General features: G+C 41.2%; 2 protein-coding genes. Both read left to right on the forward strand.

Going from position 1 to position 1,525, the window contains the following annotated elements; translation table 11 throughout:
- Positions 1-8: 8 nt before the first annotated feature.
- Complete coding sequence (locus tag BCT81_RS21915) at positions 9-482, forward strand: GNAT family N-acetyltransferase (RefSeq protein WP_102425832.1); 474 nt, start codon at positions 9-11, stop codon at positions 480-482.
- 155 nt (positions 483-637) lie between these two features.
- Complete coding sequence (locus tag BCT81_RS21920) at positions 638-1,291, forward strand: hypothetical protein (RefSeq protein ID WP_102425831.1); 654 nt, start codon at positions 638-640, stop codon at positions 1,289-1,291.
- Positions 1,292-1,525: the final 234 nt, after the last annotated feature.

Genomic DNA, 1,525 nt, shown 5'->3' on the forward strand with positions numbered 1-1,525 from the left:
GGTTAATTATGATTAATATAAGGAAAGCAGCTATATCTGATGCCAAGGATATTTTTGATATTCGCAGTCGTACCATCCTTGACCAGTGTTCCGCTTATTACTCGGAAGAACAGCTTTCACTATGGACGCCGGGCGAGATGTCAGAGGCATTTATTGCTGACGTGGGAGCAACCTTTTACGTTTCCGAAGTGGATGGCCAAGTGATTGGTAGCGGTAAGATCAATACCCAAACGGGTATGGTTGATGCGATTTTCGTAGACCCTGATTTTTACGGTAAAGGTGCAGCTAAAATGATGTTGCAATTCTTAGAGGGGCTAGCGAATCAACACAACTTGCCTCTAATGAAACTAGAATCGACTCTGAATGCAGCAGCGTTTTATCGTTCGTGTGGCTTTATTGGTGATGAGCTTTCCACTTATCATTCTCCTAGAGGTATCAGCCTCGACTGTATCCCGATGGAAAAGCATTTAATTAAAAGCTAAAGCTTGATTCCTCAGATATGCTGCTAATGCCTGATATGTTCAAATAAACAGCACTAACTCCAATTCTCTGTGCTGTTTTTACTTTCCTCTTACACTCTTTTCTAATATCACTCTTAGTATCAAATCACTCCTTGTTTAACAGCAAGTAACTCATTATGAAGAACTTCTTTGATAGCGAACTCATGCTCTCTAGCTCTTTGAATTTCGTTTTGCTATCACTGGGGCTAACGCTCCTTTTACACCTTCCTCTTTGGTGTGGGTTCAACTTGAGCCGACGAAAATGGAAACGGATGGACTATTTGTGGCCGCTACTGGCGGGTATTGGAATGCTCGGTGCTGTGTCTGAAATTCGTGCCAAAGTCGCAGGTGATTGGGTCGAGACAGAACAAACCAGAGCGGTGGCGATTTTGGAGTCGGTACAGCAGTTTTCTTTGGATAAGTTAAGAAGTGATGTCTGCAATGGACAACCATCATTAGACAATTATGGGCAGCACCATGAAGCGTGTTTGTGGTATTTGAACACCGCGATGACGTTTAAAGATGTGGATTTCACTCTATTGCCAAATGCGGCTGATTTTACGGTTCCTGCGCCTAGTGTTTCATTAGTAGAAAGTGATGCTGTGTGGGTGAGTGGTATGCTGAACCAGTATGAAAAACAGAAAAACCAGTATATTAAGACCAGAGAGGCACAGGTGAAGCAGCCACTAGAAAGTCTCTTTTGGTATGTAAGCCCTTATTTGGTTTGCTTTGCGATAGCCCTGCGCCTTACTAAGGTGACGGCGGAGCTTAAACTAGACAAGCTTGGGTAAACTACCGTTTAGATTCAGTGGGTATGGCTTTCTTTGACGAGGAAGCCTCTCGTTTTCTTTTCCGTGTTAGTCATTTTATTATTTGATAAATAACCATACGTAACTCAGTTTAAATTATTATGTGGCTAATATTACCGTCCCCCTAATTTATAAGACTTTTGTGTTCATTGGTTTTTTTCTTACTGAACTTGTTAAATGTTATATTTCTAGTTCTAAAGTATGATAGTTATATTA

The sequence above is a fragment of the Vibrio sp. 10N.261.52.A1 genome, assembly GCF_002876325.1.
Classification (GTDB): Bacteria; Pseudomonadota; Gammaproteobacteria; order Enterobacterales; family Vibrionaceae; genus Vibrio; species Vibrio chagasii.